This window comes from uncultured Paracoccus sp. (assembly GCF_947496875.1).
Lineage (GTDB): Bacteria > Pseudomonadota > Alphaproteobacteria > Rhodobacterales > Rhodobacteraceae > Paracoccus.
Genome location: NZ_CANMEH010000053.1, coordinates 1 through 3,979, shown reverse-complemented (window position 1 = coordinate 3,979; position 3,979 = coordinate 1). Strand labels below are relative to the sequence as shown.

The 3,979-nt window shown below is 62.4% G+C and carries 3 protein-coding genes and 1 pseudogene; all 4 read right to left on the bottom strand.

The features are described from left to right. Nucleotides 1–41: 41 nt before the first annotated feature. A complete protein-coding gene (locus tag Q0938_RS19515; RefSeq protein ID WP_366942789.1) occupies nt 42–581 on the bottom strand; it encodes a DUF1156 domain-containing protein in 540 nt (179 codons plus the stop codon). Next, nucleotides 463–2,565, bottom strand: coding sequence for a DUF499 domain-containing protein (locus Q0938_RS18920; RefSeq protein WP_299365627.1), 2,103 nt, complete (start codon nt 2,563–2,565; stop codon nt 463–465). The genes Q0938_RS19515 and Q0938_RS18920 overlap by 119 nt, the downstream gene beginning before the upstream one ends. A 202-nt stretch (nt 2,566–2,767) precedes the next feature. After that, entirely contained in the window at nt 2,768–3,634 is an 867-nt protein-coding gene (locus Q0938_RS18915) for a WYL domain-containing protein (protein ID WP_036720034.1), read from the bottom strand. A gap of 157 nt (nt 3,635–3,791) precedes the next feature. Beyond that, nucleotides 3,792–3,979: pseudogene (locus Q0938_RS18910) on the bottom strand (DUF2793 domain-containing protein); the annotation flags it as partial.

The window sequence follows — 3,979 nt, the reverse complement described above, 5'->3', positions numbered from 1 at the left end:
CCACAATGTCCACTATCAATGGTGGACACTATCCCGCACTCTCACACCGCGGCAGAGCGGTTAGACCGGACGGTTACCCTGATCGCGTCACCCAATGCCTCCTTCACGCGGCGTGCCTTGGCAAACGCGAGTCGGTCATTCACATGCGCGGGATCGGCTGCCCGCTCTTCAACGCGAAGCTGCTCCCCTTGAATTGGGAGAGGCTGTCCAAAGGGCGCGGACTCATCCTGCCAACGCAGCACCACAGGCTCTTTGGCGAAGGCAGGATCGTAGGCGATCAGGCTGTCGATGATCTCCCGGTTCTTTGCGCGCCGCTCGATCTCGGATTCGAAGAACTTCAGGCCCTTGTCGTCAAGCAGCAAGACCTCTCCTTCCGAACCGCGCCGGACGTGCGCAAGGGCCTTCCCGACAAGGGTCCATTCCTTATCGCCGACGATGGCGACGCTCTTGGTAATCCCGAGGTCACGAATAAAGGTGTCCGGATCTACCGTTGAACTGAGAAGTGAGGCTACAATCGAGGCTCGCGAGGGGATGAGTGGCCGACGTGCCCACCAGACATGCAGGCCATGGGTGGGCGGCATCATACCAGTGTCGCGCTCTCTCCGCGTTTCTGCGCCCATAGGCACCGGGATCTGCGGCGAGCTTCTCCATCGCCCGGACATCTCGTGCCAGCTCAAGGAGCCTGTCTAGGCTCTGTTGCGCCCGCTGGTCTCCGAACATCCCGTCACTGTCCCGGTCTGTTGCGACAGTGTTCGGGATCAGAAGCGCCACATGGTTCTGAGATATCCTCGGCTGCCCGTTCCCAAGTGTCTGAATGAAATCATCTACAACGAGACGTGGGGCGTCGACCCGAACGATCCCGATCGAGGGGCGACGGGGGGACTCCGCCATGTCTTGTGGGGCGGTCACGTCTTCTCGAACCTCGAAGATCCCGTTCTGGTTCGTGATCACCTTCCGAGAGGCCTCGAGAATTAGCCGCAAAGCGTCATCCCGCTTCACCCCCTCACGGATGTCGCTGAGGGCCCGGTTGATGGTCGGGTCGGTGTTCGCAAAGAACTTCCCTCCGTCCTCGCGCAGGTAGTAGGCGTGCTTCTGGATCGCCTCGAGGGCGGTTTTCACAGCGGTTGCCGGGAGGCCCGGCATCAGCACGGAGAGGAGGGCGTCTGCCTCGTTGATCCCAAAAAGGTTGCTGGACACCCCACCGGCCCGGCCAACTAGGCTGTTCACCAGAACTACGCGCCAGGTCATCTCGTGGTATGGAACCCCGGACGGGAGCGGGTTGGCGGCATCGCGCATCTGAGCCCGGCTCCGGTTCGAGGCGAGCGCATCTGACTGAGGCCCCCCGACGTCGGTGTTGAGGACGATCTGCATGTCGCCCGCTTTGAGACGGCTCCCCACGATCTCGTCCGCCATCAGCCGGTCCGAGAAGTCGAGATGCCCCACATGGATCATTGGGGCGTTCGGTCGCTTCTGCCAGAGGAGCCTGATCGCAAGCGTCATCACCCGCAGAACCCCGCGAGTGCCTTGGAACGTTTCGATCGAGGCGAGCTTTTCGTTCAGGAACCGCAGGAAAGTCGGGTGGAAGGGGTAGCTAGCCCGGATCCGGTCCGCGTAGTCGGTCTGTTTCGCCTCCGAAGGCAGGTCGGCCGGTGAGCTGGCGTAAAGGGCGGCATAGGCATCCGCGGCCCTTTTTGCCGCCTCGGGATCGATATGCGAAAAAAGGCGGCGGGCGAGAACCCGAGCAAGCTCGCTCTGAGGGACTGGCTTAATTGGGAGCGCATCACGCGCCACGACGCTCTCGGTCTCACCGACGGCGCGCGCGGCCCGCTGCGTGGCCTCCTCCGGGGCGACCTCGGACCCTGTGATCCGTGTGAGTTCGGAGCCAAGACTCTCGCTCTGGCGGGCGAAAGCGTCCGATGAGCTGGCAAGGGAGATCACGACCGCGATGCCGGATGCGGACCGGGCAAAGGTCGACAATGACATTAGAAAGGCGGCGACTTGTGTTGCGCCCTTTCCCGGATGCGCTGCCTCGAACCGGGCGACGTACTGTGCAAGCTCGTCGATCAGGATGATCACCTTGCGCCCGTCGAGTACCCGTTTGAAGAAGTCCCTGCCGGGCGCTGCAACCGAGGTGGCATCTCCTTCCAAATCTCTGTAGAGCGTCTCACCCCCCACCTGCATTGCAAGCTCGCCCCAGAGGGTGTGGGGGATGAGCGCGGCACCAGACGGCTTGTTCACGGAGAGTACGTCTCCCGCGATCGCCACGACGTCGACGGTGCCCGGCGCGGGCAGCGGCAAGTCTGGGAAGAGGGGGTTAACCAGGTCGCGAATCTCCGTCCCACGCTTGGCGCAGTGGACCAGCCCGATCAGGGAGTGGGTCTTCCCGCCGCCAAAACCGGTCTCAAGGCGCGTGATTGCGCTCGCGGTCGTGTCTCCAGCGACCCTCAGAAGGACGGTGGACAACAGGTCGCGCATCCCACTCGTGGGGTATGTAGCCTCTCCGAAGAAAACGGTGGCATCCGTGTAGGGGGTCTCCGCAACCTTCTGCCCTGCATAGCTATCCATCACCTGGTTCAGGCTCGCGGTGAAAAGCTCTGGGTTGAAAGTCCCTTTAACAATGTCGGCACGAGGCGTGCAGCTATCATAGAGGGACAAAAGTCCATTGTTTTGGTTTTCCGAGTTCGTCATCCGCCGAAGCCCCCTATCCTCACTGCTTATATTTCGTGGCGCCAAGCCGCCGTTCCCTGCTTAGTCGACTGCCGCTTTTCTAACCGCTGGGTATAGCTGCCATTACATCGACACGATTTATCAGGACGATTTGTTGGTTTTGAGGTGTGCGTGCGCCCGGATCAGTGTCGAGACCGAGGCGCTTTAAAGCGTAATAGAGTAGCGCGCGCCTGACCTTGATCTTCGCCTTGCCGCCCCGCATCCCGTAGTCGAGTGCGATGACCTTAGCCTGAGTCTCCGAGAGGTCAGGGTGGGGACCGATCTCCAGGGTGACCTCGGAATGCCAGTCACGATCTTCGTCGGCCGACGTTTCGCTCTCCCGAGATCCGCGGATGTCGAGGATCCGTGAGAGCAGGAAGTCCTTGAAGCAATCGTCGGTCAGGCAGAACGCCCGCGTGTGCCAGCGGAAGCCGTCGAAAGCGATGGCGTGGGGCGCAATCCACCTCCAGCGCGGGTCCGGGCCGGACAGAGACTGGTACTTCACCTCGATCGCCTCGGAGCGACGGATGGCGCCTACCACGGAGCGGAGCGTTACCGGATTGACGCCGCGCACCGGGGTCGGAGCCGAGGCGTAGGGTGGGAGATCGGCAATCCAGGAGTCCTCGCGGTCGAGGATCCCGTCAGCGACCGACCGCAGCTGCGCGAGATAGCGGCTGGCGTCGGGTTCGAGGAACTGCGGCTTGAACTCGGAGCCGCGAACATAGGTCCGCGCGCTCTTGTCGTAGACCATGTTGTCCGGCGCGAATCCGATGTAGCGGTTCAGGTCGGTGGACGCCTGGTTCACCGAGACCCCGAACTGGTCCATCAGATCGCTGCGGTTCACATGTCCCTCCCAGAACAGGCGGAACTCTATGAACTCGAGGCGCTGCTCGACGCCCCAGCGAAGTTCCGACCTGTCGCTCTCCATCACGCTCTCCCGGCTCGGGCGATGCGCACGCTAACTATGCGCGCCCATTTACTGGGCCTGAGCCGAAGCTAACCGGGCCGGGAAGGTGGCGCAATCGAAATGCGCCGCAAATCAGAGCTTTGGCGCGTGACTTGCGGCGGGATGGTCGGGAATGGCGTCAGGACGCCGAGATCTGCTGTTCAGCCGTCGATTGAATGACCGCCTTTTCGAATGCCTCGATGTCGCTGACGCGGTACACGACGCGTCCGCCAAGCTTCATGTACGCCGGGCCTTCGCCAGGAGAACCGGGCGGCGCTGTCAGATCGCGGTCGAGCACGGAAAGTTGGACGAGCCCGTCGAGGAGCC